We start from the raw sequence: 26,464 nt of genomic DNA on the forward strand, positions 1-26,464 counted from the left end.
TTATTCTACTAAACTCCTATCGTTTTCTTTTATACTATTGTAAACACTTTTCACCCTGTTACTTTCTCCAATTGGCAACACCAGCATTACATCTTTTGTTTCAACCAACATAATATTATCTACCCCATTAGCCACCACCTTTTTATTTGTAAAAGCATAAGCATTACTACAACCTTCTACCGGCCTTAACATATCTACCCGATTTTGATTAAGCTGGGCATAATTAATCAAAGCATCAAAAGTACCTAAATCTGTCCAATAAAAGGATGATGGTACCACCTTTACCCTATCAGATTTTTCCAAGACCGCATAATCAATACTATCAGCAGGTATGGTTAACATGGATTCTAAATCAACAAACCCATTTTCAATCGTTGAATAAGCCTGCTTACAAGCCTTTAACATCTCATAGTGATGTTTCTCTAACTCTTCTAAAAACACCCCTGCTTTAAAACAAAACATCCCTGAATTCCATAAAAAATTTCCGGAAGCTAAAAATTCTTTTGCCGTTTTTAGATCTGGTTTTTCCCGAAATGACACAACGGATTCGCCACGAGCCTCGATATAGCCAAAGCCGGTTTCAGGCCCGAGAGGATCGATACCAAACGTAACGACGTTTCCTTCTTGCGCTAATTCAACAGCTCTATTAATAGCATTTTGATAAGCCTGCCCGCCGTCAATCATATGATCAGATGGAGTTACAAACATAACAGCCTCAGGGTCTACACTTAAACATGCTAAGGCAATTGCGGGGGCTGTATTTCGCCCCACTGGCTCTATAACTTTTTGGTTTAGGCTTATCTCCATTTCGGCAGCCTGCGTCTCTGCCATAACTTTTTGCGTCACATTGGTAATCAACATATAACTATCACAAAACCCTTGATTTCTTTTCAACGTATGCTGAAACAAGGACTGCTTATTGAAAACCTTCAGAAATTGTTTTGGATTGGATTGGCGGGATAGTGGCCACAAGCGTGTGCCTGAACCTCCGCTTAATATGACATTAATACATTGATGCATTTAATTGCTTTTCTAAAACCTAATTTTTACCACATAAAAAACAACGACTCACCACAGCATCTATTATTCATTTCTGTCATTATTTTCAAACAGCCCCAAAATTACATAATATTTTAGAAAAGTTGTAAGGGAAACCGTAATATTTATAGTGCTTTATTAACAGGGTGGGGTTAAATTGTTAATGATTTTTGGTATGATAATGTTGGGGTAATGTTGGGGTAATGTGTTGGTGGGTTTTGATGTTGATTGGCTGAACTGTTAGGTTTGGTTTGTGAAGTGGAGCGTATAATTTTAGTTTTCATTTAACTTCTGTTCTTTCATTTATCTTCTATTCATTTTTTGCTTGATAAAAAAACGAACCAAAAAAATCAAGCCTTGGGTTTTCGGCGATCCACTAGATTCTTGGTCGCTAAACCACCCGAACTCACCACGCTTAGGCGTGGCTCAAACAGCGTCTAGTTCTTAACGCTCCCCGCGAATAGTGGATCCTCACCTGCCAAACCCTAGGGCGGAGTGCCTTCTAATAAAATTTTAATGAAGTTCAGCATTATATTATAGTTTCATCTGTCAAAATATCGAGTTATGAAGTTATCTTGTTATGGAGTAATGAAGTTGGAAGGTTTTTGATTTATGATTGATCTCCATCAACAACACCCGCCTTAGGATGTGGCAAAATATTTAGTGAATTAAAGGCCTTTACTTTTTTTACATTGCCAAAAAAAAGTAACAAAAAAAGTCTAGCCTGCATTAATTTCTATCACCCACCACGCTTCATAACCTAAACAAAAAGAACTCACTCCGTTTACCAACGGAGCTCAAACAGCTTTTTGATTTTAACGGTGATTTCAGCTATGGGTCCCGATGAAATTACTGAGGGCGGGGTTTTATCAAAAAAATATTTAACAAAGTTCAGCACAAGAGCACTAGTGACATGTGAATGTCTAATTCGAGTTCCTTCTCTAATGGATTCCGTAATAAATGCGGAATGACAAGGGAATGATAATAGAATGACAGTAAAACCTTAGATATTTGCTTAAGATTATTTACAAATTATTCTCTTAAAATCGTTTTACCATATGAAGACCTAGAGCAAACTTGGGCTTGGAGACTTCCGAAAAATCTGAAGCCATGATAAATTTTAACTCAGCGAAACTTATAGGGATATTCAAATCAAAACGAGTAGAAAACACATTATAGCCTCGAGGCTTGAAGTACTCTAACTCCTGGTGAATTCCTCCTTGAAAGGAATTATATTTCATCCCATAGTTTCTAGTATAAGTTAATAACAATCGATACCGGAAGTCCTTAATAACCCCCCCAATACCTAGATGATGTGCTGTAAACCTGGTATTTATTATACTATAATATTCATTATAAGGTGAACCCTCATCAAACCTTAAAGAATTTTCTATAAACAAGGGAGAACCGACAGTATTCATATGATATGTCCAACCTGATTTATAAAACCCATTATTAAAATAGTTATCATTCTGACTAAGAGGCGGAGAAGTATCACTTTGATTTTTCATATAGTAAAATTCATATAAAAAGTTTTGAAAAACTCCTTTTGACTGCTTCTTCTCAAAAAAAACACCATAGCGACCATCGGGCAGATTACTGAGTTCTCGACCAGAACGATCATCAAATACACTATTCCAAAACAACTCCATATTATAGCCGTCATTTTTTTTTCTATAACGGATCCGATATGAACCGAGTGAATTCCCCAAAGCATTGATCTGATCTCCAGCAGTAGCGCCATCACCTCCAGACGCCCCAGTAACAACCCTTAAATAATCTTTAAATCCAGATGGTTGCTTCCCCTGTCTTGGATGTGTCCCAGCCCACTGAACCACATGTTCTAAACCTACCAAAATTTCTGTACTTGGATTAAAACGATAGACAAAGGTCAAGCCCTTACTATGAACCCGGGTATTGTCCACATAGCGCTCATCATCCATTAAATACTCCCCCCAATACCCATCGAATAAAAACTTCCTGGAACGCACCAAAGATATCGGTTCGGTCGTATATAAATAAATCCCCGGCAAGGGTCTTGCATTGTCACTCCACAAGATACTTTCACCACTGGTGGACAATCCGCCATAGGTCATTGGCCGTTGTTTCTTTCCTCCAATTACTCCAATCCATTTATTCTGGTATTGAGCATACCAGCTATCTCCTCGTAACACAGGGGCTACAGCATCATTGAATAATAGTCCGCCACCGGCTTCTAGAAAGGATTGTTCTCCTAACCTATGCTGTACCCTGGCTTCTGCCAAACCAATTGCTCTAGTATCGGGTTCCATTCTTCCGTAGGTATTGGACACCATCCAGAATGGTAAAGAATCACGGACCGAGGCATATCCGCCGAGTTCTATTCGGCCGGAGATTTCTGTGTTTTGAGCATTAGATAATATTGGCAGGGTAATAAGTAGTAAAACTAACGGAAACTTATAGTTCATATCTGTTTTTTGAGCTAAATATTATTATTCTCCTTAAAACAACGCAAGATATACTACTTCCGTATTTCTCTTCTGTTTTAAAAACATCAAAAGTAAGCATAATTTTACTTTTCTTCTTCTCTATTCTGTTGGAATACTTAGAAGGTAATAACACTCTGGTTAATCAATGATATTTTAGGTTCCACAACAAGAATGGATTCCGCAATAAATGCGGAATGACAAAGAATAATGAATGCTGCAATGATTGCGGAATGACTGGGGAGGATTTCAACTTACTTCTCTGATAGATTCCGTAATATACTGGAACAAGTTCAGCACAAGAGTGTGAAATGACAAGAAATTAGTGAAATAACCGAAATATTTATTTTTTATAAATCATCCATAAAACACTTCGAAGATAACCTTAAACATCTGTTCATTTTGTATTCGTAAACTTACTTATTGTTCTAAAGGTACTCATGATGTGCTTTGCAGTTCTTGACACAAAACGAACCAAAAAGTCAAGAAGGTTTAAAGGAAATTTTCACTAACGTAAAACCACTGATACCTCTAGCGTTCCATGCTTTGTCAGCTACGCAGACGCAATTTCACTTGAGCTACAGTTATTTCTTCAAAACCTTCAATAAAACTAGACCAACAAAACACATAAATAAGAGCCATGTTGCTAGTACAGCGGTAATGGTATTTCATATTTTGCGTGAAATTTCATAATAAATACGGAATAACATACTCTAATAATGATTTCTTTGAAGATGGATTCCGTAACAAGTACGGAATGACAAAGAATAATGAATTCTGCAACGGGTATGGAATGACAGGTAGAAATAAAAAAAGCCTGCTCCTGGCAGGCTTTTTTGTTTATTGATAAAATCATGGTTATGATCTTATGAACACTTTCTTAATCTTGGTTAACATACTATCCTTTTCACCTCCATAGTTGTAACCATATTTGTTACCATAACCGAAGTTCGCCATGCTTACATCATTCAATACCATCGCTACTTTATCCAATTTCTTTTGCTTGATGGTATCGGCTACGAAATCAGTGAACTTACTTTCCGCATAGCCGGAACGCATTACATATACCGTTACATCTGCATATTTGTTAATCAGGAAGGTATCGGTAACTAACAGTAGTGGCGCTGAGTCGATCACTACATAGTCATATCGCTTTTTCAATTCTTCAAAAAAGACGCCAATTTTTTCACCCATTAACAATTCTGCAGGATTTGGCGGAATACTTCCTGAAGATATCATATCCAAATTCTGTTTCAAACCGGATGGGTTGATGATCTCATCCAACTCAATATCTTCATTATACAGATAATTCGACAAACCGGTCTGACGCTTATTATGTTGAATATACTGCTTTAGCTGTGGATTTCTCAAGTCCGCCCCTATCAAGACCACTTTCTTTTTCGTATCCGCCAGTGTTACTGCCAAATTGGAAGAAACCAATGACTTCCCCTCTCCTTTGGTGGTAGAGGTTACCAAAATCGTTTTAGCACCATCTTCCTTGTGGTGGTTCACAAACATATATTGTAGGTTCGTACGAAGAATACGGAAAGCTTCTGCTAATACCGAACGATCGTCTTCTGCAATGGTTTTATCTTCCTTATCACCTAAACTTGGTAACTCCCCAATAATCGGTAAGCTCGGTAAGGCACGTTCAATATCCTTGCGGGTCACGATCTTATTATTCAACACATCTCCCACATAGATCACCAAGAACGGGATTAATAAACCCATCAAGAAAGCTCCACCCAAGACAATCATTTTCTTTGGAGCTACCGGTTTAATGGTACTATTAGCATAGTCTACTATCTTAGCTTTCGGAGCCGTTACCGCCATATTAATGGATGCCTCTTCACGCTTTTGCAATAAGTACAAATACAATGCCTCTTTAATACTCTGTTGTCGTTCTATCCCTCTAAATTCCTTTTCCTTACCAGGGACCTTAGCTATTTTTTTATCCATCATCGCTTCCTGACGTCTAAGGTCGCTCATAGCAATACGCAAGCCTGTTTTTTGGGTTTCCAAGCCGTTTAATACCGTAGAACGCAACTGATCGATTTGACTATTGATATTCTTGACCACCGGGTTTTTCTCCGAAGAGTTCTTCAACATTTCATTGTGCTGAATCACCAATGTATTATAGGTATTAATCAACTCTGACATCCCTTCACTCTCCTGTCCACTTAGATTTGTAGGCAAAAGCTTTGAATTATCCCCTTCCTGCAGATAAGCAATCATAGTATTCGTCACTTCCATCTGGGTAGCTAATTCCAAATGCCTTTTACTTACTTCATTTACATTCTCCAAGAACAATACCGACTCCGCTTCAATATCCGTCAGTTTATTCTCTGTTTTAAAACTCACCTTATTTGTCTCCACTGAATCAAGTTCACTCCCTATAATTTTTAAACGCTCGTCAATGAATTCAGCAGTGTTCTTAGAAACCAGGTTATTATCGATGATTGCATCTTCATTGTATTGATTCACCAATTCATTGAGAATATCTTGTGCCTTTCGTTTTACAGGATGCTCTAAGCCTAAATTGATCACCGTCGCATTTTTATCGGCCAAACTAACCTGAATAGTTTCTTCCAAACCAATCGCTGCGCCCTCAATGGTATTAAATCTCACTAAAAATCGATTCGAATCTACCATTAATTGCTTTTTCTTGACAATATTAGGCACCACCATGATCTCAGCAAAGGGTAAGATAATTTTTGAACCTAATTGGTATTTTTGTTGTTCTTCACCATTATCAATTTTTATCTCATTATCATTAATAAGGGTAAAAACATAAGGCTCCTCCGGCATCACCTCTGGCAGGTTCACCTGATCGTTATACTTTAACACTTTTACATAAAAAGGAATATTACTATATACCTCCTTCGTTTTAATTCCATCTTCGACATAATAACTCACGTTCAAGCCTAACTCTTTAACTACTTTTTGCAGCAAGCGTTTTGACCTTAAGATCTCTACCTCATTTTCAACACTGGCACCACCCATACTCCCTAACATCCCTATATCCTGCAAAGCAGACAACTGAGAAGCCATACCACCATTGTCTTCTTCTTTTATTACAATACTAGCCTCCGTACGAAATACTGGGATTGAGTATTTTAAGTAAAAGAATGCCGCTATCACACTAACAAAAACACCGACAACAAACCATTTCCAATGGCGTAGGTATTTCTCTACGAGGTCTCGTAAGTGGATATCGTCTTCCAGCTGGTCATCTAAATAAACAGGTTCTTTACTCATAAGTTCTTTACTTGGTAATTAAAATAGCTATGGAAATTAAAACCGAAGCTACGGATATAAAAATGGGGATGTTACGGTTATAAGCAGATGCCTGCATCTGTGCCTTATTTGGTTCTATATACACCACGTCGTTTTGCTGTAGGTAATAATATGGAGAATCGATAAAATCACTTTTAGTCAGATCAAGGTATGCGTACTTTTTAATCCCTTCTGTTTCTCTGATGACCAACACATTATCGCGTCGACCGTAAATCGTCATGTCCCCGGCCAAAGCCAATGCTTCGGGTAAAGTAATACGTTCGTCTTCGATCTGATAGGAACCTGGCATCTTTACCTCTCCCAAGACAGATACTTTAAAATTGTCAATACGGACGTTGATGATCGGGTTGTTTACATATTCCGAAATGCGGGTCTTCAACAACTCAATCAACGCCTGACGGGTCAAGCCTGCTACATGCAATTGCCCCAATACCGGGAAATCGATGTTACCCTTATTATCCACCAAATACGATTGCAGACGAGGTTGCCCGGTAATGGTACCTGTAACATTAGGAGCAGGTGTAACCGGTAAATTAAAAGGCTGAACCAACTTCAAATCCATTTCCGTAGCCCCTGATGGGGATACCGTAATGTTCAATAGGTCGTTGTTTTCAATAACGGTTGTATAGTAATTCGGGGTAGTATTCCCGTCGATACGCTCCATATTCTGGAAATAGGCCAGTTTCTGTCGCGATACGCAGGAAGATAAAACTAATGCGACTAAACCACAAATCACACCAATTTTCATCGTATTGCTTTTGATCATTTGAATTAAATTTCGGCAAATATAAAGAATGCTTTTAAAAATCAATAACGGCGTATAGGTTATTTTCTTACGTGACGCAGAGCAAAAGTTCCTTTTTTAATGGTTTTAGGCTTAAAGTTAATAAGTTAGTGAATAAGTTTTTGGGTTTGTACTATTGATAAAAGTGTTTTTACTATTTGTAAAACTTTGGGTGAGGGATTCCTTAACGAGTATGGAATGACATAAAGCAACAAAAACAATTTCGCCCCTTTAGGGGTGCAGGGGGCAGGAATTGTTTGCGCCATTAGAAATGGATTCCGCAATAAATGCGGAATGACAGACAAATGCGGAATGACAGGAATGACTAGAACTCCAGGGCGAAAAGAAAGTCTTGTAATCGCTCGTGGTGATCTGTTTTATAAGGTTCTTCGGTTATGCCTTCTTCCTTAGAGAAAAAATGATTGAAGGAAGGTAGCGAAAAGGTGGTTATAATTTCTGCTCCAAAACGGGGTAAGAGATCTTTGGTGACCGCCAATGAACCGGCACCACCTCTTCTACCCGGAGAGGTACTCATTAAAAAGACCTTCGTGTCTTCCAGAAAATCTCTGTCTACCCTCGATAACCAATCGATAAGGTTTTTGAAATACGCGGACGGATTTCCGTTGTGTTCATTTACTGATAAAATCAAGGCATCGGCTTTCTGAATTTCATCCTTTAATTCCAATAATGAATTCTTATAACCTTCCTCCCGCTCCAGATCTTCACTGAATAACGGAAAAGGCATCTTACTCATATTAAGTACCTGAACATCATACCCTTCTATTAAAGAAACCGTATGCTGGATCAATTGAAAATTCTTGGAGGTGGAAGAATTACTTCCGGCAAAAGCTAAGATTTTTATCATGGTTGTCGTTTTCAAAGTTGGTTAATGGCTATTAACAAATATAACTAACCGGCTTGAGATATCATACCTGTTTTATTTTTCACCCCTTATTGTAACCGGCCGGAACCCTTTATTTTAGGCATTATTACAATCTACACCCCGTTTGAAACAAAAAATTTTTGATATAAAAATTTAAAAATCAATTGTTTATAACTTGTTAATAAATATTTTTTTGTAAATTTAAAAGACCTAACCAATCCAACTAAACCACTATGAAAAGAACGCCCCTATATATTATAGGTGTACTTTTCTTTTTACTTTCCTGTAAAAAAGAATCCAAGAGTAGTGAAGACGTAGCCACCGTCGAAGAACAGGTTACTTCAAAATACGGTTGTGCGCCTAAAACTACGGATGCGGATTGGTATACTACTAACAACAAGGCTCCACTTATTGAAGGCCTTGATGTTTTAAATTACCCGATTACCACCAAAAACGAAAAAGCTCAACAATACTTTAACCAGGGATTGGTATTAGCTTATGGATTCAATCATGCCGAAGCTGCACGATCGTTCTACTATGCTACCCAACTCGATCCGGATTGCGCCATGTGCTATTGGGGCTATGCCTATGTGCTTGGACCGAATTACAACGCCGGGATGGAGCCTGATAACTACGAACGTGCCTATAAGGCCATTCAAAAAGCTAAAGAACTGGCAGCTAATGCCTCTGCCAAAGAAAAAGATCTCATTGCTGCCCTAGCCGAAAGATATGTAGCTGAACCTATTGATGATCGCAGTCACCTGGATATCGCCTATTCGGACGCCATGAAGGAACTATACGGTAAATACCCGGAAGATCCTGAGATCGCTGCACTCTATGCAGAGTCGGTTATGGATCTGCATCCGTGGGATCTATATACCAAAGACGGGTTTCCTAAATCGTGGACCCCGGAAATAGTGGCATTGCTCGAAGATATAATGACAAAAAACCCAAACCATCCTGGCGCACATCACTTTTATATTCATGCCGTCGAGGCCTCTACCAACCCAGAAAGATCGCTTAAAAGTGCTGCTATGTTCGATAACGGACTTGTGCCAGGATCCGGACACCTGACCCATATGCCTTCGCATACCTACATTCGTACGGGGCATTACCATAAGGGAACGGTGGCTAATATTAATGCGGTAGCGGTAGACAGCGCCTATGTAACGGCTTGTCACGCCCAGGGAATTTATCCGCTAGCCTACTACCCGCATAACTATCACTTCCTGGCTGCAACGGCTACCCTTGAAGGGAATAGTCATTGGGCCATGGTAGGTGCCCAAAAACTGGCTGAACAAATTCATCCGGATATTATGAAACAACCGGAATGGTTCACCCTGCAACACTTTTATATGATACCGTATTATGTGGCAGTGAAATTAGGAAAATGGGATGATATCCTCGCCATGGAATTGGTTACAGATACCCTGAAATACCCTAATGCAGTACAAAATTACGCCAGAGGAATGGCTTATTTAGGAAAAGGGAATTTGGATGAGGCTAAGAAAGAACTGGCCGCTCTTAAGCTGAAAGCACAGGATGAATCGCTGGAAGATATGACCATCTGGGGCATCAACTCTATGTCTAACATAGTTCAAATTGCTGAAAAGGTTTTGGAGGCTGAACTTTTAGCCAGTGAAGAAAAATACGATGAAAGTATCGCCCTGCTTAAAGAAGCGGTAGCTATCGAAGATGCCCTGAATTACCAGGAACCGCCTGATTGGTTCTTTTCTGTTCGCCATCACCTGGGGGCTGTGCAAATTGAGGCGGGGGCTTATGAAGATGCCATAGCTACTTATGAAGCGGACTTGAAGATACTCCCTAGAAATGGTTGGGCGCAACAGGGGATGAAACTGGCGTATGAAAAAATGAACAATAAAGATAAAGTATCGGAGCTTGAAAAATTATTAGCAGATAGCTGGGCCACTGCCGATATTACGATAACAACATCAAGAATAAAATAAACCACTCGAAGGAAACTTACGAGTATCAATAAATAAAAATAATTAATAATAAAGCGTATGAGAAGAATAAATCAAACTGGACATGTATACATATTTTTAGATCCACTAAACAAAAAAATGTTCTCACACATCATGCCCAGTTTGATTTTTAAAAACATTTGGTAAACCTAGCCGTTTACCAGAATTTGAGTTAGTTAGTTTAGATTGAAAAGGAGGTGAACACATCACCTCTTTTTTATTTAGATGCCACTTCTGTCTAAAGGTTGCGTTCAAGATACGCACTTAATTTAAAAGCAAACCCATATTTATAACTTTAACATGTTCAAAGCTCCTATAAGTTATTAACAATCAGGAAGCGAAATACCCTAAGCCATGGCGAGCTGATTTCACTATAACTTTGTTTGTTGGTGTCGGATAGTTCATGCGCAAGGATTCTATGTTAATTCCTTAATCGTTCCATTTTTTCCAATTATCTTTGCGAAACTTTGAATGAAGATTTCCCCAAATCTATATTTTAAAACAACAAAACAAACATTTTATGCTATCAATATTTTCTTCAAAACATTTTGTTGCAGACCTGCTTGAGGATTTTACAGATATCCATTGTCACCTGTTACCATCTCTTGATGATGGTGCCAAGGATGTGAATGTAAGCCTCAAAATGCTCGAGCTCTATAAATCGCTTGGTTTTAAGAATATTATTGCTACCCCTCATATGATGGAGGACTACTATAAGTTGGATGCTCATAAGATCAATAATGCCCTGGAAACACTTTCATCGGACAAAAACTTTGATGACCATGGCATTCAAGTGATGGCTGCTGCCGAACATTTAATGGATCAGCAATTCATGAATATGACAGCCAACAAAACCTTGTTACCACTGAAAGGAAATACCGTTTTGGTTGAAACGGGATTTATTTCAAAACCGATGCAATTCGACGATATGCTTTTTGAAATGGGGAACCAGGGATATGAAATGGTCTTTGCTCACCCGGAACGCTATATGTATATCAGCGGACTAAAAAGTTATGAGCGCATTAAAGAAAGAGGATGTGCCTTTCAACTGAACATACTTTCGCTTAGCGGAAATTACGGATCGGGAGTGCAGAAAAAAGCAGAGCAATTGCTTACGAACGGCATGATCGATTATATTGCTACCGATGCACACCACGAACGTCACCTTAAACAATTAAAAGAGTTGAAGGTTTCTAAGAAACTAATTCCTTATTTAGAACGCGCAGTCATCAATACCAAACGTGATTTTGAGTTTTAAGACTCAATTATAAGAACCATATAAAAAAAGGAGGTGAATATTCACCTCCTTTTTTATTTATGTTATACATCAATGCTTTTAAACATGCAATGGTCTGTTGTCTGTTGCCATTAAAGCAGCTTCTTTTACCGCTTCAGCATAGGTTGGATGCGCATGACTCATACGTGATATATCTTCAGCACTTGCACGAAATTCCATAGCGGTTACTGCTTCTGCAATTAAATCAGCTACACGAGCGCCTACCATGTGTACACCTAATACTTCATCAGTTTCAGCGTCGGCAAGGATCTTTACGAATCCATCGATATCCATACTGGCTCTTGCACGTCCTAAGGCACGCATCGGGAATTTCCCTGCCTTGTACTTCACCCCTGCTTCTTTAAGCTCAGCCTCGGTTTTCCCTACTGCTGCTACTTCCGGCCAGGTATAAACCACTCCAGGAATCAGGTTGTAATCGATATGTGGTTTTTGTCCTGCTAAGATCTCAGCAACCATCACTCCTTCTTCTTCCGCTTTATGCGCTAACATCGCTCCTTTTACCACATCACCGATCGCATAGATATTAGAAACATTGGTCTGTAAATGATCATTTACTTCTACTTGTCCTCTTTCATTAAGCTTCACGCCTGCTTTATCTGCATTCAAACCATCTGTATACGGACGTCTACCAACAGAAACCAAACAGTAATCAGCTTCAAATACTACTTCTTTACCCTTCTTGTCGTCTGCTTTTACGATCACCTTATCTCCGTCTCTGGTCACCTCTTTTACCTTATGACTGGCATTGATCTTAAAGCCTTGCTTTTTAAGAACCTTATTCAATTCTTTAGAAAGATCTGCATCCATGGTAGGGATAATTCGATCCATAAATTCTATCACAGTTACCTCTGAACCTAAACGACGATACACCTGACCAAGCTCTAATCCGATTACCCCTCCACCAATTACTACAAGGTGCTTAGGGATCTCTTTTAACTTTAAAGCTTCCGTTGATGTTATGATACGTTCCTTATCGATTTCAATAAATGGAAGGGTCGACGGCTTCGAACCGGTAGCAATGATGATATTCTTAGCTTCTATCTGCTCCGTAGAACCATCATTTTTATTGATATCAATGTGCGTAGCATCTGCAAAACTCCCCAGACCTTCGTACACATCAATCTTGTTTTTATCCATTAAAAACTTCACCCCTGATGATGTCTGCTCAACAACTGATTGCTTACGAGCGATCATTTTTTCAAGGTTCACTTTTACCTCACCCGGAATTTCAATACCGTGCTCTTCAAAGTGTTTAACAGCATCGTGATAATGATGAGAAGAATCTAATAGGGCTTTAGAAGGAATACATCCAACATTTAAACATGTACCTCCAAGGGTTGAATACTTTTCAATGATAGCAGTTTTCATTCCTAATTGAGCGCAACGAATTGCTGCTACATACCCACCCGGACCTGAGCCAATTATGGCCACATCGTATTGGTTCATAATATATTTTGTTGTAAGTTTTAAACATTTAAAGAACTCATTTTATCTTTATTAGCAAAGATCAAACGAGTTCAAACCGGAAACAAAAATACAAATGTTTTACGGGACAGCCATAATGTTTACATTTTCTTAGTATAAAGTTACTTTTGTCCTGGTTAAACCTAAACCTTTAAGATATTTAACAAGCTCCTGGTTTTCATCTCCTCCCCGCTCTGCATGATGCAATAGGGTAAATCCGTGAGGTCCCAAAGCATGAAGGGTATCGGGAAATAATTGAATCAATGACTTTACCACTTCTAACTGTCCGAACAGGCATGCAGTAAATATATTGGTCTGGGCGCCAGAAGCTATTAAAAAATTCACAATCTCTTTGTTTCCTACATGAGAAGCGGCCCCCAAAGCGGTTTCAAAATCACCTCTTTTCCAGTCATGAGCAGCGTTTAACAAGGTAGGATGATTTGCTAACAAGACTTTAACCCGATCGATATCGGTATGAGCCTTCCCAACAAATTCTTTCACCAATAACGGATCTAACTTTTCATCAGTACCCATCTGGGTACCCGCCCGCAAGGTCATAGCAGGAAATAAAGCCGTAACAATACCGGTTCTCATAAATTGTTTTCTATTCATAACGATTTACTTAAACTCTTAAGTTACGCTATTAATGAACAAGCTCCCGATTCCTTAACATAGTTTTAGACTATACCTCCACAATGGTCGTATTCTTAACCTCTCCAATCGTGAAGATACTGTGGGTACTTCCAATGTACTCTATCGTGGTTAATTTATTGATCATGAACTCCCGATAGGCATCCATATCGTCGACAACAATTTTCAGTATATAGTCATAATCACCACTTACGTGATAACACTCCAGCACCTCGGTAAGCTTTGCCACCTTTGCTTCAAATACTTTTATATAGTCACGTGAATGCTGAATGAGCTTAATATGACAAAAAACGGAAAACCCCTTGCGAACCTTGGCTCTGTCTACCAGCGCCACATAGCGATCTATCACCCCGTTACGCTCCAGCTTACGTATCCGCTCATAGATCGCAGTAACCGACAATCCTAACTTAACAGACAGCTCTTTGTTTGTTTTTTTAGCATCGGTTTGCAGCAACTTCAATAATTTTTTATCGGTGGCATCCAACATAGCTGAAATATTTTAATCGTTTCAAAACACTTTTATCAAAAATATGAATATATATCTACCATATTAATAATTTAAAGATTTATTTTCTAAATAACACACATACTATTGATTATTTAACCAATTATAATTCAATTTGATGAAAAATAGATGCGTTAGCTCATCATAATTGGCCTCCGCATTATAAGACCTAATTATTGATCATTTTAAACACACACATATGAAATTCAAACCGGCAGATAAAATACAAGACTTGCAATATTTTGGTGAATTCGGAGGGGTCAATCCATCGATTTCCGATTCTTCCACCTATACCTTTTTATCGGCAAAAACCATGTTCGATACCTTTGAAGGAAATACGGAAGGATGTTACCTATATTCTCGTCACTCCTCGCCTTCTAACCTATACCTGGGTGAGGCTCTTGCGGCCATGGAAGGTACCGAAACGGCCAATGTTACCGCCAGTGGTATGGGAGCTATTACTGCTGTGATCATGCAGCTATGCGGCACAGGTGATCATATCGTTACCAGTCGAACAATATATGGGGGGACTTATGCCTTTATGAAAAATTTCCTGCCAAAACTCAACATTAACACCTCCTTTGTTGATATCACTAAACTTGATACAGTTGAGGCGGCTATTACCCCGGAAACAAAAGTTTTGTATTGCGAAGCCATCAGTAATCCGCTTTTGGAAGTAGCAGACATTCAAGGACTTTCTGAAATTGCTAAGAAACATAATATTCCACTGGTTGTAGACAATACCTTTTCACCGCTTAATATCTCTCCGGCAAAACTTGGGGCAGATGTAGTAATCCATAGCTTAACAAAATTTATTAACGGAAGTAGTGATTGTGTCGGCGGTGTGGTTTGTGGTACTACCGAATTCTGTTTAAGCTTAAAAGACGTAAATGACGGAGCAGGTATGTTGCTAGGAAGCACTATGGACAGCTACAGAGCAGCTTCTATTTTGAAAAACATGCGTACGCTACACATTCGTGTCAAAAAGCATAGTGAAAATGCTCATTACCTGGCAGAGCGATTCGAACAAGACGGTTTAAAAGTAAGCTATCCCGGTTTGAGCTCTCATCCGGGGCATACCCTCATGGAAAAACAAGTAAACAAAGAATATGGCTATGGAGGAATGGTCACCATAGATGTTGGTTCATTAGAAAAAGCTAATGACCTCATGGAACTTATGCAAGACAGAAACCTGGGCTACCTTGCTGTAAGTTTAGGTTTCTATAAGACTTTGTTCAGTGCACCCGGAACTTCAACTTCTTCTGAAATACCAGAGGAAGAGCAAGTAGAAATGGGACTTACCGATGGGTTGATCAGATTTTCTATCGGCTTAGATAACGATATAGAACGTACATATTCACTCATGAAACAATGCATGATTGAGTTGAATATTCTTTAGTTTAACACACACTAAAAACCAAGAGCCTGAAGAAATCTTCAGGCTTTTTTCTATTTGCAGAACATCAAATATTATTGTATAATTACGGCTTTATAATTTCGAAACATACATGGAAAGCAAAGACATAAAACCCCAAAAACCTCAAGACGAGGAAGTTATCACGAATAAGGAATTAAATATATGGGAAGCGTTAATTCCTGTCTTTGCACTTATCGGAATGCTGGCCTATAATGTTTTTGTCTATGGAGGCGATGCATTGAGTGGTTCGAACCAATTTATTTTATTGATGGGAGGTGCTGTGGCTGCCATTGTGGGATTCTTTAATAAGGTCCCTTATGACACCATGATCGAAGAGGTGGCGCAAAATGTGAAGTCAACCACCGGAGCCATCCTCATTTTACTCTTTGTTGGAGCTCTTTCCGGAACCTGGCTTATCAGCGGTATTATTCCATCGATGATCTATTACGGCCTTCAGATATTAAATCCGACTATTTTCCTGGCAGCCTGCGTAATCATTTGTGCGATCATTTCGATCGCAACAGGAAGCAGCTGGACCACCTCTGCTACCGTGGGTATTGCACTGATCGGAATTGGAGATGCTTTGGGAATCTCTTTAGGTATGACTGCCGGTGCTGTACTATCGGGTGCTTATTTCGGGGATAAGATGTCGCCTTTAAGTGATACGACTAACTTGGCACCTGCTATGGCCGGAACGGACTTATTTACCCACATCCGTTATATGTCACTTACCACTGTTCCCACCATTACCGTTACAATTATCATATTCATTATACTTGGATTCACCATTGATACATCGGGTGCACCGGACACGGCAGGGATACTAAGTTCTATAGAAGAATCTTTTTATATAACCCCATGGCTATTTCTGGTACCCGTACTGGTCATCTTTATGATTATAAGAAAAACGCAACCACTGATAGCCTTACTCATTGGTACTTTGTTAGGAGGCCTTTTTGCTATCATTTTCCAACCGGACGTAGTGGCTACAATTGGAGGTGGTGATCAGTTAAACTTTAGAAGTGCTTATGTTGGGATCATGAATTCCATGACGGTAGATACCGCTATCGAAACTACCAATGCAGATCTGAACGATTTGTTCTCGGCAGGTGGAATGTATGGTATGCTGGGCACCATCTGGCTTATTATATGTGCCATGGTTTTTGGTGGTGTCATGGAAGCAATTGGAGCACTAAGCAAAATAACAGAGGCGTTATTGAAATTATTCCATACCACTTTTGGATTGTTTGCAAGTACAGTAACCTCTTGTCTTGCTCTAAATGCCACTGCCTCTGATCAGTATCTGGCTATTGTAGTACCTGGTAAAATGTTTGCACAGGCCTATAAAGACAAAGGACTGGCGCCTGAAAACTTAAGTAGAACGCTTGAAGATTCAGGAACCGTAACGTCAGTATTAATACCCTGGAATACTTGCGGAGCCTACCATAGTAAAGTTTTAGGGGTTGACACCTTCGCCTTTGCAGGTTATGCCTTCTTCAACTACCTGAGTCCGTTTATGACCTTACTCTATGCGGCTTTGAATATTAAAATAAGAAGGCTGGCTGGACAAAAAGAGGCTAAACTCGAAGATGTGCTTTCATAACTGTAAACTATCTGATTTTCAGACTCCATATACAAAACTTATAATTAAATAAGCGAATACAATTCAAAAAGGTTTTCAATAACGAAAACCTTTTTAATTTTGCCCTCGAATTATTAACCCATAAAAACAACAAAAGAATATGGCATTCGTAGGTAAAAAATTCCCAAACATAGCTGTTAACGCTATGAACGAAATGGGAGACACTTTTAAACTAAACGTATTAGAAGAAGCAAAAAAGAACAACAAAAAAGTATTGCTTTTCTGGTACCCAAAAGACTTCACTTTTGTTTGTCCTACTGAGTTACATGCATTTCAGGAAGCTTTAAGCGAATTCGAAAAGAGAGATACAATTGTTATCGGTGCTTCTTGTGATACTGCTGAAGTTCACTTTGCATGGTTAAACACAGAAAAAGACAATGGTGGTATCGAAGGTGTTACTTACCCACTATTAGCTGACAGTAACCGTAACCTTGCCAACGTACTTGGTATTTTAGATCTTACCAATGAGACTTTTGACGAGGAAACAAACACTTACCTTTACGAAGGTGACAACGTAACTTACAGAGCTACTTACCTTATTGACGAGGAAGGAACTGTATTCCACGAAAGCATCAACCATATGCCATTAGGTAGAAACGTAAACGAATACCTAAGATTAATTGACGCTTACACTCATGTTCAGAAAAACGGTGAAGTATGTCCTGCAAACTGGGAAGAAGGTAAAACTGCTATGACTGCGGACAGAAAAGGTGTTGCTGATTACCTAAGTTTAAACTAAAAAAAGAAAAAGATCATGATACAGGAATTATCGCAAGACAACTTGCAGGATATAGTAGCTGAAAACGATAACGTATTAGTGCAGTTCTCTGCCGGGTGGTGCGGTAACTGCCGTATTATGAAGCCCAAATTTAAAAAGTTTTCACAGGAGCACGAAAATGCTGTATTTGTTATCGTTGATGCGGAGAAGTTTCCGGAGTCCAGAAAACTGGCTAAAGTTGACAACTTACCAACGTTTGCTGCTTTTAAAGGTGGTGAATTGGTAAACCAGGTACAAACAAATAAAACAGACGTATTAAAAGCCTTTGTAGATGAAGCTGCCAATAATTAAACACCTCACTAATTTTATTGAGGAAAACGACGAAGATTTTGTCATCGAAGCAATTGAAACGTTAGAGTCGATCACTGAAGTATCTTCTTTAAAAGATGAAGAGCTCGACGTAATTGGCGAACTCATCTCAAACATGTATGGAGCCATCGAAGTTGATAAAATGAAGAAAGATGGTATGTCACAAAAAGAAGCTCTTAATACTTTTATGGAACGTGTGCTTGGGTCCATAGACAAATAAGGGAAAAATGCTATAGAAAAAGAAAATCCCCGAATGGAAACATTCGGGGATTTTTCTTTCCATAAAATTTATTTCCTTCGTATTAATTTCTACCTTTAAAGGGAATTAAAAAAAATGAAAATTATGGCATCAGTATACTTTAAAGGTTCGCCTATACATACAGAAGGTGAATTGCCGAAAAAAGGAGAAACAGCTCCGAACTTCAGCCTGGTTAACGGAGATCTTGAGGAAGTAACTCTGGATACTTATAAAGGCTCTAAAGTGGTCTTAAACATTTTCCACAGTCTTGACACAGGCACTTGCGCGGCTTCCATGCACCGATTTAATAAAATAGCAAGTGAATCAGACAACACAAAAGTGCTATGCATCTCCAAAGACCTCCCATTTGCGATGTCTCGATTTTGTGCCGCTGAAGGTTTGAACAATGTGATTACCCTTTCTGATTTCAGAAATGGATTCGGGCAAAACTACAAGCTGACCTATACCGATGGCATTATTAAAGGACTATTGGCCAGGGCTATTGTTATTATCGATGAAAATGGTAAAGTGACGTATACCGAACAAGTTCAGGAAGTTACTGAAGAACCTGACTATGATAGTGCGATTGAAGCTTTAAAGAATTCATGAATCACTTTATAAAAGATCGGATAAAAAGTATTGGATACGCCTTTCGCGGGGCGTATCTTTTAGTTAAAACCGAATCCAGTATTCAAATACAAACAGGCATTGCCATTCTGGTAACTATAGCCGGATTCTTTTTTGAAATTTCAGCCTCTGAATGGGCCATTCAAATTTTAACCATTGGTCTTATCATGGGTGTAGAAGGAGTGAACACGTCGATTGAGAAAATGGCTGATTTTGTACATCCTGAGCACCATAAAAAAATCGGTTTTATAAAAGACATAGCTGCCGGAGCGGTTTTCATGACTGCCATTGCCGCTATTGTTGTAGGACTGATCATCTACCTCCCTAAAATATTTTAAAAATATAAATTGATTCTATACGTTTGTAATTTGTATTTTTGTTACAAACCTAACTTTGCTAATGGCTAGAAAAAAATCGAAACCAAAGACTAAAAAAGCTACTACTACTACGCTTCCCAAATTTACATTCTCTAATAAGCAAAAAATTATTTTTGGTAGCCTTCTCATGCTGTTGAGTATAGCCTTCCTCATGGCTTTTGTTTCTTATTTTTTTACATGGCAGCAAGATCAAAGCATACTCTCTGAGTTTAGTAACAGGAATGCCGAAGCCAAAAACTGGCTGAGCAAATTTGGCGCTTCTATCAGTCACCTTTTCATCTATAAAGGTTTTGGTATTACTGCCATTGTAATCCCTGTACTCATGTTTATTACAGGCGGCTTCTATTTTTTAAACCTAGAGAAGAAAAAACTATACAACCGATGGTTCTGGGGCATCTTAATCATTTTATGGTTCTCTATCCTTCTTGGATTCTTTGCCCAACAGGAACCCTTATTAGGTGGTGTCATCGGATATGAACTCAATGACTTCTTACAGTCATATATCGGTAAGTTAGGGATTGTTCTCCTACTGACCTTCACCTTTGTAATTTACGCAGTAACACGCTGGGGAGCAACACCGGAAAAAGTGCTCAATTTCTTTAAGTCTGCCAAAAAGGACCTTGCCTCGGAATTGGCCAGTAAAAAACCATCGTCCAATAACGAGGATGTTGAAGAAAATACAGATACGGTTGAAGACAACGAAATTGCTGCCACCACTTCCATTGTGAATGATACCAAAGCCTCTGAAATTTCGGATGTAGACATCGAAAACTCTTTTGAGGTTAAACTTGCTAAAGACGATGCTCCTGTTGCTACCGCTAAACCTGAACCGGCGACAGCGTCAAGCGATGAGCTTCAAATACAGGTAGAAAAAGTAGAAGAAGAAAAAGAAGAAACTGATATTCTTTCTGACAGGCTGGTAAAAGATTTTGGTGAGTTTGATCCTAAACTGGATCTAAGTCATTACAAATTTCCGACGCTGGAACTCCTGAAAGATTATGGGGGTAATACCGGTATTACCATCAACCAGGAAGAACTGGAAGAAAATAAAAATACGATTGTACGCACCCTAAAGGATTATAAAATTGAGATTTCGCAGATAAAGGCTACTATCGGGCCTACGGTTACTTTATATGAAATTGTACCTTCGGCCGGAGTGCGAATCTCTAAAATCAAAAACCTCGAAGACGATATTGCATTGTCTTTAGCAGCTTTAGGTATCCGAATAATTGCTCCTATCCCGGGTAAAGGAACCATAGGGATCGAAGTACCAAATAAGAACCCATCTATTGTATCAATGCGTTCGGTGATCGCTTCCTCCAGATACCAAAAGGCAGAAATGGAACTTCCGATTGCATTTGGTAAAAATGTGAGTAACGAAACTTTCGTGGTCGATCTGGCTAAAATGCCTCACTTACTGATGGCTGGTGCTACAGGACAAGGTAAATCGGTTGGTTTGAATGCCATCCTGACCTCCCTCCTGTACAAAAAACACCCTGCCGAAATTAAATTCGTACTGGTAGATCCTAAGAAAGTAGAACTTACCTTATTCAATAAGATCGAAAGACATTTTCTGGCCAAACTACCGGATAGTGAAGATGCCATTATCACCGACAATACTAAGGTTATAAATACACTAAACTCTCTGTGTATTGAAATGGATAACCGTTACGAGCTCTTGAAAAATGCCATGGTTCGTAACATTAAAGAATACAACGCCAAATTCAAGGCTCGAAAACTCAACCCTAATGATGGACATAAATTCTTGCCTTATATCGTTTTGGTGGTAGATGAATTTGCTGATTTAATTATGACCGCGGGAAAAGAGGTTGAAACTCCTATTGCGCGACTTGCACAGTTAGCAAGGGCTATCGGTATTCACCTGATTATTGCAACCCAACGTCCGTCAGTAAATGTTATTACCGGTATAATTAAAGCTAACTTCCCTGCGAGGGTGGCCTTTAGAGTAACTTCGAAAATAGACTCAAGAACCATTTTAGATTCACCTGGGGCCGATCAATTAATCGGTCGTGGAGACATGCTTTACACCCAGGGGAATGATATCGTTCGTTTGCAATGTGCCTTCGTCGACACGCCTGAAGTAGAAAAAATAACAGATTATATCGGATCGCAACGTGCTTACCCTGAAGCCCTTTTACTTCCTGAGTATGTTGGGGAAGATTCTGGCACGGGGATTGATGTAGATATCTCTGATCGCGACAAACTATTTAATGAGGCGGCCGAAGTAATTGTAACTGCACAGCAGGGTTCTGCTTCTTTGCTACAGCGTAAACTAAAACTAGGCTATAATCGCGCCGGTAGAATTATCGATCAATTAGAAGCTGCCGGTATCGTTGGTCCGTTCGAAGGAAGCAAAGCTCGTCAGGTATTAGTACCAGATATTGTATCTTTGCAAGAATTATTAGAAAACGAACAAAATAATAATTAAATGACAATGAAGAAAATTGCACTTTTTGTATCGATAGTAATGTTTACATTAACAGGGTTTGCTCAGAACAGTGGTAAAGCTAAATCGCTTTTGGATGAAGTATACAATAAGGTGAAAAGTTACGATAATATATACGTGGACTTTAAATACGTACTCGAAAATAAAAAGGAAAGTATACACCAGGAAACTCGTGGCAATGTAACCATCGCGGGTGATAAATATCTTTTTAATTACCTTGGAGCAACAAAAATGTTCGATGGACAAAAGATTTATACCGTTATTCCTGAAAATGAAGAGGTAGTTATCGAAAGTAAGGATGCTGAAGAAGAAGGAACCATTACTCCTTCGAAGATGCTTACTTTTTACAGAGATGGCTATCGCTATGCCTGGGATGCTGCAAAAAATGTGAAGGGAAGACAAATTCAATACGTAAAACTTACCCCTATTGATTCAAACTCGGAAACACAAACAATCCTTTTGGGTATAGACGCACAGACTAAGCACATCTACAACCTTATTGAGACTGGTAAAAACGGAACGGAAACAACGATAACTGTTAATTCTTTTAAAACGAACCAGCCTCTTTCAAAATCGTTATTTACCTTTAACGAGGCTAAATATGAGGATGAAGGATATTATATCATAAAGAACTAATTATTTAGCAGCGCTGTTGAGCTATATTTATATAGCACTCAACCATAGTTTAGGATTGTTTTAAATGAAAATATTAGACCGTTATATTCTAGCGAGGTTTTTATTCAACTTTACTAGTTCGTTTGTTATCCTGATGTTCATATTCGTCTTCCAGACCATATGGATGTTTATTGATGAACTGGCTGGTAAAGGGCTTGATCTTGTCATTATTGGCAAGTTCTTATTCTATTTTATGCCTAATTTGGTACCGCAAGTACTTCCGCTAACGGTGTTATTGGCTTCTATAATGACCTTCGGAGCCTTAGCTGAAAACTATGAATTTGCTGCCATGAAGGCTTCAGGGATCTCTTTACAGCGAGCCATGAAACCTCTTATTATATTTATATTATTTTTAGCGGTCGGAACTTTCTTCTTTGCTAACAATGTCATTCCTGCAGCGGAATACAAGTCGTATAACCTGAGACGGAATATTGCGAAAGTAAAACCTGCTTTGGCCATCACCGAAGGTGTCTTCTCGGATATTGGTGAATCAAACATGAACATCAAAGTGGATGATAAATACGGTGAGGATGACCGGATGCTAAAATCCATCATTATCCATAAACGGAATAATTCCGGTGATAATATTAACGTGATTAAAGCAAAAGAAGGGGAATTGGTGAGTAGTGAAAAATCGGATATCCTACAATTGGTTTTAAAGGATGGAAACTATTACGAAGACATCAAACCCAAGAATAATAGAAGTACAAACTATCCGCATGCCAAGGCGCATTTTGAAACCTACACCATTAATGTAGACCTTTCTGAATTAAACAATGAAGATCTGGAGGAGGGTGATGTGAATAACACCCATAAAATGCTTACGGTTCCTGAACTTAGAAAGGCTATAGACTCCCTTAAGGATCAAAACAATAAAATAATTACCAAATTTGGTGACAATATCTATAAAAGATCGGGAATCATATACCTGAACAAATCTGTGAATGCTGCTCCGGTGGAGGAAAAGGACAGTTTAAATTTAAATATTTCCCTACCTAAGGAGGAAATAAAAGATACGGTAGCGATTAATTCAGTAGAAGATATTGTCAATCAATACGAAGACTACAGGAGAGTACAATTATTTGAGTACGCCTTGAATAATATCTCCAATTCCGTTACCACCATTAGTAATAAAAAATTTGATCTGAACAGAAGAAATAAAATTTACATGCTTCACCGGATTGCGATCAACGATAAATTCGCGTTGGCATTAGGGTGTATTATTTTATTCTTTGTTGGAGCCCCTTTAGGTGCTATCATCCGTAAAGGAGGTATCGGCTTGCCTATGGTGGTTGCCATCCTGCTATTTTTGGCTTATCACTTTATCGGCATTTTTGCCAAGAACTATGCTGAGGATGGAAGCATCCCTCCTTTTGTTGGTTCGTGGTTAGCAACCGCTATAATGCTTCCGTTAGGCATCTTGTTTACCCGAAGAGCAACGGCTGATAAAGCAGTAATGAGTATGGACAGGCTTTTCTCTAATAAAATATTTCTAAAAATAGTTGGCTTTTTTAATGCCACGAAAAACTTCTTTAAAAAGGATACTGCCTAATATTGCAGTAATACTTAATTTTGTACAAAATTTGTTATGGCAACTACAATTTCTGAAAATACGATAAAACTCAATACGATAGAAGAAGCTATTGAGGATATAAGAAATGGAAAAGTGATTATTGTTGTAGATGATGAAGATCGCGAGAATGAGGGTGATTTTGTTGCTGCAGCTGATAAGATTTCTCCGGAAATGATCAATTTCATGGCTACTCATGGCCGGGGATTAATTTGTGCTCCGCTCACCGAAAAAAGATGTCGTGAGCTCGAATTACAACCCATGGTACAGAATAATACAGATGCCATGGAAACTGCTTTTACCATATCTGTCGACTTAAAAGGTGAAGGTGTTACTACCGGGATCTCGGCTTCTGACCGTGCTAAAACCATAAAAGCCTTAGTAAACAAGGAAACCAAACCGCACGCACTTACACGTCCGGGGCATATATTTCCACTTACTGCCAAAGAAGGTGGTGTTTTACGTAGAACCGGGCACACGGAAGCAGCCATTGATTTTGCTCGTCTTGCAGGGTTTCAACCAGCTGGAGTTATCTGCGAAATCATGAATGAAGATGGTACCATGGCCCGCTTGCCGGAATTAGTAGAGGTGGCTAAAAAGTTTGACCTTAAACTGGTTTCTATCGAAGACCTGGTAGGTTATAGAATGCAACACGACAGTCTGATCGACAAAAAAGAAGACTTCGACATTGAAACACGTTTCGGTACATACAGACTAAGAGCTTACCAACAAACCACCAACAAACACATACACATCGCTCTAACGAAGGGTAGCTGGAAGCTTGGAGACCCGATACTTACACGTATTAACTCTACGCTTGTAAACAATGATATTTTAGGAACGCTTACCAATGATGCTGACAAGAAGTTAGACAGCATGTTTAAGCAAATAAATGAAGAAGGCAAAGGAGCCATCTTATTTATTAACCAGGAAGTTCGTGCATTAGACTTGTTAAGACGTTTAAAAGAATTAAAGTCGCTTCAAGCCGAAGGTGAAATGAAAGCTCCTAAAATTAAAATGGACAGTAAAGATTTTGGTATAGGTGCTCAGATCTTACACGATATTGATATCTCTAAAATTATTTTAATGAGCAACTCAGAACACACAAAACGTGTGGGTATGATTGGGTATGGTTTAGAGATTGTTGACTATAAAAATTATTAATACTTCATGTTAGAAATAAAAATGGCAGCTTATCGCTGCCTTTTTTATTTCTATTGTTATTCTCCTGTCATTCCGCACTTGTTTCGGAATCTATTTAATCAGAATCAGAACGAGATATTGTCACCCCCTGTCATTCCGCATTTATTGCGGAATCCATGTCAAAATGAAAACGAATACTCTTCCTTTGTCATTCCGCACTTGTTCCAGAATCCATTTGAAGGCTGTCAACTACAATTGATGAGACTGCCACGTCGGATTATTATCCTCCTCGCAGTGACGTTATACAAAACAATTCCTTGCCTCCTGCACCCCTAATGGGGCGAATTGTTTTTTTCTCTTCCTGTCATTCCGCATTTATTGCGGAATCCATGTCAAAATGAACACGAATACTCCTCCTTTGTCATTCCGTACTCGTTGCGGAATCCATTTGTGGGCTGTCAACTACAATTGATGAGACTGCCACGTCGGATTATTATCCTCCTCGCAGTGACGTTATACAAAACAATTCCTTGCCCCCTGTACCCCTAAAGGGCGAATTGTTTTTTTCTCTTCCTGTCATTCCGCATTTATTGCGGAATCCATGTCAAAATGAACACGAATACTCCTCCTTTGTCATTCCGTACTCGTTGCGGAATCCATTTGTAGGCTGTCAACTACAATTGATGAGACTGCCACGTCGGATTATTATCCTCCTCGCAGTGACGTTATACAAAACAATTCCTTGCCCCCTGTACCCCTAAAGGGAGAATTGTTTTTTTCTCTTCCTGTCATTCCGCATTTATTGCGGAATCCATGTCAAAATGAACACGAATACTCCTCCTTTGTCATTCC

At 38.9% G+C, this 26,464-nt stretch carries 21 protein-coding genes; 13 read left to right on the forward strand and 8 right to left on the reverse strand.

Annotated features, from left to right (window positions below):
• The 5 genes from P278_RS07455 to P278_RS07480 form a co-directional block, all read right to left on the reverse strand.
• Window positions 1-1,020, reverse strand: coding sequence for a mannose-1-phosphate guanylyltransferase (locus tag P278_RS07455; protein ID WP_038264476.1), 1,020 nt, complete (start codon window positions 1,018-1,020; stop codon window positions 1-3).
• Between the two features lie 1,058 nt (window positions 1,021-2,078).
• Window positions 2,079-3,485, reverse strand: a complete 1,407-nt coding sequence (locus P278_RS07460) for a capsule assembly Wzi family protein (RefSeq protein ID WP_051413463.1) — start codon at window positions 3,483-3,485, stop codon at window positions 2,079-2,081.
• 876 nt (window positions 3,486-4,361) lie between these two features.
• On the reverse strand, window positions 4,362-6,761 hold the full coding sequence (locus P278_RS07470; protein ID WP_038264479.1) for a GumC family protein: 2,400 nt from the start codon (window positions 6,759-6,761) through the stop codon (window positions 4,362-4,364).
• Window positions 6,762-6,768: 7 nt separating this feature from the next.
• Window positions 6,769-7,566 (reverse strand): polysaccharide biosynthesis/export family protein, encoded by a 798-nt coding sequence (locus P278_RS07475; RefSeq protein WP_051413464.1) that lies wholly within the window; start codon window positions 7,564-7,566, stop codon window positions 6,769-6,771.
• A gap of 343 nt (window positions 7,567-7,909) precedes the next feature.
• A complete protein-coding gene (locus P278_RS07480; RefSeq protein WP_038264482.1) occupies window positions 7,910-8,449 on the reverse strand; it encodes an NADPH-dependent FMN reductase in 540 nt (179 codons plus the stop codon).
• A gap of 251 nt (window positions 8,450-8,700) precedes the next feature.
• Between P278_RS07480 and P278_RS07485 the strand changes: the two genes are divergently transcribed.
• Both P278_RS07485 and P278_RS07490 read left to right on the forward strand, forming a co-directional pair.
• Window positions 8,701-10,434 (forward strand): tetratricopeptide repeat protein, encoded by a 1,734-nt coding sequence (locus tag P278_RS07485; protein WP_038264485.1) that lies wholly within the window; start codon window positions 8,701-8,703, stop codon window positions 10,432-10,434.
• Between the two features lie 538 nt (window positions 10,435-10,972).
• The gene (locus P278_RS07490; protein ID WP_038264488.1) at window positions 10,973-11,710 is read left to right on the forward strand and encodes a tyrosine-protein phosphatase; all 738 of its coding nucleotides are present in this window, start codon (window positions 10,973-10,975) and stop codon (window positions 11,708-11,710) included.
• A 78-nt stretch (window positions 11,711-11,788) separates the two neighbouring features.
• Here P278_RS07490 and lpdA read toward each other — a convergent pair whose 3' ends face one another.
• The 3 genes from lpdA to P278_RS07505 all read right to left on the reverse strand — a co-directional run bounded on the left by lpdA (window position 11,789) and on the right by P278_RS07505 (window position 14,351).
• Entirely contained in the window at window positions 11,789-13,195 is a 1,407-nt protein-coding gene (gene lpdA / locus P278_RS07495) for a dihydrolipoyl dehydrogenase (RefSeq protein WP_038264490.1), read from the reverse strand.
• Window positions 13,196-13,324: 129 nt separating this feature from the next.
• Complete coding sequence (locus P278_RS07500) at window positions 13,325-13,825, reverse strand: ankyrin repeat domain-containing protein (protein WP_200909606.1); 501 nt, start codon at window positions 13,823-13,825, stop codon at window positions 13,325-13,327.
• Window positions 13,826-13,895: 70 nt separating this feature from the next.
• Window positions 13,896-14,351, reverse strand: a complete 456-nt coding sequence (locus P278_RS07505) for an Lrp/AsnC family transcriptional regulator (RefSeq protein WP_038264492.1) — start codon at window positions 14,349-14,351, stop codon at window positions 13,896-13,898.
• Window positions 14,352-14,568: 217 nt separating this feature from the next.
• Here P278_RS07505 and P278_RS07510 point away from each other — a divergent pair, with 217 nt between their 5' ends.
• The 11 genes from P278_RS07510 to ribB all read left to right on the forward strand — a co-directional run bounded on the left by P278_RS07510 (window position 14,569) and on the right by ribB (window position 25,633).
• The gene (locus tag P278_RS07510) at window positions 14,569-15,768 is read left to right on the forward strand and encodes an aminotransferase class I/II-fold pyridoxal phosphate-dependent enzyme (RefSeq protein ID WP_038264494.1); all 1,200 of its coding nucleotides are present in this window, start codon (window positions 14,569-14,571) and stop codon (window positions 15,766-15,768) included.
• A 109-nt stretch (window positions 15,769-15,877) separates the two neighbouring features.
• Window positions 15,878-17,389: a Na+/H+ antiporter NhaC gene (nhaC, locus tag P278_RS07515; protein WP_038264497.1), complete on the forward strand. Its 1,512-nt coding sequence runs from the start codon at window positions 15,878-15,880 to the stop codon at window positions 17,387-17,389.
• Between the two features lie 139 nt (window positions 17,390-17,528).
• A complete protein-coding gene (locus P278_RS07520; RefSeq protein ID WP_038264500.1) occupies window positions 17,529-18,167 on the forward strand; it encodes a peroxiredoxin in 639 nt (212 codons plus the stop codon).
• Window positions 18,168-18,182: 15 nt separating this feature from the next.
• Window positions 18,183-18,497 (forward strand): thioredoxin family protein, encoded by a 315-nt coding sequence (locus P278_RS07525; protein ID WP_038264501.1) that lies wholly within the window; start codon window positions 18,183-18,185, stop codon window positions 18,495-18,497.
• A complete protein-coding gene (locus P278_RS07530; protein WP_038264504.1) occupies window positions 18,478-18,735 on the forward strand; it encodes a DUF6952 family protein in 258 nt (85 codons plus the stop codon). The genes P278_RS07525 and P278_RS07530 overlap by 20 nt, the downstream gene beginning before the upstream one ends.
• Before the next feature lie 123 nt (window positions 18,736-18,858).
• Complete coding sequence (tpx, locus tag P278_RS07535; protein ID WP_038265438.1) at window positions 18,859-19,362, forward strand: thiol peroxidase; 504 nt, start codon at window positions 18,859-18,861, stop codon at window positions 19,360-19,362.
• Window positions 19,359-19,718 (forward strand): diacylglycerol kinase, encoded by a 360-nt coding sequence (locus P278_RS07540; protein ID WP_038264506.1) that lies wholly within the window; start codon window positions 19,359-19,361, stop codon window positions 19,716-19,718. Before tpx ends, P278_RS07540 begins: the two co-directional genes overlap by 4 nt.
• Before the next feature lie 61 nt (window positions 19,719-19,779).
• A complete protein-coding gene (locus tag P278_RS07545) occupies window positions 19,780-22,206 on the forward strand; it encodes a DNA translocase FtsK (RefSeq protein WP_038264510.1) in 2,427 nt (808 codons plus the stop codon).
• A 6-nt stretch (window positions 22,207-22,212) separates the two neighbouring features.
• Complete coding sequence (locus P278_RS07550) at window positions 22,213-22,860, forward strand: LolA family protein (RefSeq protein WP_038265441.1); 648 nt, start codon at window positions 22,213-22,215, stop codon at window positions 22,858-22,860.
• Window positions 22,861-22,924: 64 nt separating this feature from the next.
• Window positions 22,925-24,451 (forward strand): LptF/LptG family permease, encoded by a 1,527-nt coding sequence (locus P278_RS07555; RefSeq protein WP_074977050.1) that lies wholly within the window; start codon window positions 22,925-22,927, stop codon window positions 24,449-24,451.
• 36 nt (window positions 24,452-24,487) lie between these two features.
• A complete protein-coding gene (gene ribB / locus P278_RS07560) occupies window positions 24,488-25,633 on the forward strand; it encodes a 3,4-dihydroxy-2-butanone-4-phosphate synthase (protein WP_152973906.1) in 1,146 nt (381 codons plus the stop codon).
• Window positions 25,634-26,464 lie beyond the last annotated feature (831 nt).

This window comes from Zhouia amylolytica AD3 (assembly GCF_000511935.2).
Lineage (GTDB): Bacteria > Bacteroidota > Bacteroidia > Flavobacteriales > Flavobacteriaceae > Zhouia > Zhouia amylolytica.

What these genes read in the sequence shown, in the direction of transcription:
- tpx (WP_038265438.1), top strand. Translation starts at nt 18,859, where the DNA reads ATGGCATCAGTATACTTTAAAGGTTCGCCTATACATACAGAAGGTGAA.
- P278_RS07525 (WP_038264501.1), top strand. Translation starts at nt 18,183, where the DNA reads ATGATACAGGAATTATCGCAAGACAACTTGCAGGATATAGTAGCTGAA.
- P278_RS07460 (WP_051413463.1), bottom strand. Translation starts at nt 3,485, where the DNA reads ATGAACTATAAGTTTCCGTTAGTTTTACTACTTATTACCCTGCCAATA.
- lpdA (WP_038264490.1), bottom strand. Translation starts at nt 13,195, where the DNA reads ATGAACCAATACGATGTGGCCATAATTGGCTCAGGTCCGGGTGGGTAT.
- P278_RS07490 (WP_038264488.1), top strand. Translation starts at nt 10,973, where the DNA reads ATGCTATCAATATTTTCTTCAAAACATTTTGTTGCAGACCTGCTTGAG.
- P278_RS07555 (WP_074977050.1), top strand. Translation starts at nt 22,925, where the DNA reads ATGAAAATATTAGACCGTTATATTCTAGCGAGGTTTTTATTCAACTTT.
- P278_RS07505 (WP_038264492.1), bottom strand. Translation starts at nt 14,351, where the DNA reads ATGTTGGATGCCACCGATAAAAAATTATTGAAGTTGCTGCAAACCGAT.
- P278_RS07545 (WP_038264510.1), top strand. Translation starts at nt 19,780, where the DNA reads ATGGCTAGAAAAAAATCGAAACCAAAGACTAAAAAAGCTACTACTACT.
- P278_RS07520 (WP_038264500.1), top strand. Translation starts at nt 17,529, where the DNA reads ATGGCATTCGTAGGTAAAAAATTCCCAAACATAGCTGTTAACGCTATG.
- P278_RS07485 (WP_038264485.1), top strand. Translation starts at nt 8,701, where the DNA reads ATGAAAAGAACGCCCCTATATATTATAGGTGTACTTTTCTTTTTACTT.
- ribB (WP_152973906.1), top strand. Translation starts at nt 24,488, where the DNA reads ATGGCAACTACAATTTCTGAAAATACGATAAAACTCAATACGATAGAA.
- P278_RS07500 (WP_200909606.1), bottom strand. Translation starts at nt 13,825, where the DNA reads ATGAATAGAAAACAATTTATGAGAACCGGTATTGTTACGGCTTTATTT.
- P278_RS07530 (WP_038264504.1), top strand. Translation starts at nt 18,478, where the DNA reads ATGAAGCTGCCAATAATTAAACACCTCACTAATTTTATTGAGGAAAAC.
- P278_RS07455 (WP_038264476.1), bottom strand. Translation starts at nt 1,020, where the DNA reads ATGCATCAATGTATTAATGTCATATTAAGCGGAGGTTCAGGCACACGC.
- P278_RS07480 (WP_038264482.1), bottom strand. Translation starts at nt 8,449, where the DNA reads ATGATAAAAATCTTAGCTTTTGCCGGAAGTAATTCTTCCACCTCCAAG.
- nhaC (WP_038264497.1), top strand. Translation starts at nt 15,878, where the DNA reads ATGGAAAGCAAAGACATAAAACCCCAAAAACCTCAAGACGAGGAAGTT.
- P278_RS07470 (WP_038264479.1), bottom strand. Translation starts at nt 6,761, where the DNA reads ATGAGTAAAGAACCTGTTTATTTAGATGACCAGCTGGAAGACGATATC.
- P278_RS07550 (WP_038265441.1), top strand. Translation starts at nt 22,213, where the DNA reads ATGAAGAAAATTGCACTTTTTGTATCGATAGTAATGTTTACATTAACA.
- P278_RS07540 (WP_038264506.1), top strand. Translation starts at nt 19,359, where the DNA reads ATGAATCACTTTATAAAAGATCGGATAAAAAGTATTGGATACGCCTTT.
- P278_RS07475 (WP_051413464.1), bottom strand. Translation starts at nt 7,566, where the DNA reads ATGATCAAAAGCAATACGATGAAAATTGGTGTGATTTGTGGTTTAGTC.
- P278_RS07510 (WP_038264494.1), top strand. Translation starts at nt 14,569, where the DNA reads ATGAAATTCAAACCGGCAGATAAAATACAAGACTTGCAATATTTTGGT.